Below are 461 nucleotides of genomic sequence, written 5' to 3'. Positions count from 1 at the left end.
GGCGGCGGCGAAGATCTTCGGCAGCTCGGCGCGCAACTCCTCGCGCAATTTGTAGTCGAGATTGGCGAGCGGCTCGTCAAGCAGGACGAGGCTGGCGTTCTTGACGATGGCGCGCGCCAGCGCGGTGCGCTGCTGCTGACCGCCGGAAAGGCTGAGCGGCGTGCGGTCGAGATAGGGCGTGAGCTTCAGGAGTGCCGCGGCGTTGCGCACTTCCTTGTCGATCTTCGACTGCTCGGCGCCGGCGACCCTGAGCGGCGAGGCGATATTCTCGTAGACTGTCATCGCCGGGTAATTGATGAACTGCTGGTAGACCATGGCGACGTTGCGCTTCTGGACCGGCTGGCCGGTGACATCCTTGCCGTCGAACCAGACCGAGCCTGACGTCGGCGCGTCGAGACCGGCCATCAGCCGCATCAGGCTGGTCTTGCCTGACAGCGTCGGGCCGAGCAGCACGTTGAGCG

General features: G+C 65.7%; 1 protein-coding gene. It reads right to left on the bottom strand.

The features are described 5' to 3' along the window. On the bottom strand, window positions 1-461 hold a 461-nt coding region (locus tag EOA29_RS39965; RefSeq protein WP_145970184.1), incomplete at both ends, for an ABC transporter ATP-binding protein.

The sequence above is a fragment of the Mesorhizobium sp. M1E.F.Ca.ET.063.01.1.1 genome, assembly GCF_003998155.1.
GTDB lineage: Bacteria > Pseudomonadota > Alphaproteobacteria > Rhizobiales > Rhizobiaceae > Mesorhizobium.
This window is presented reverse-complemented; position numbering and strand designations above follow the sequence as displayed.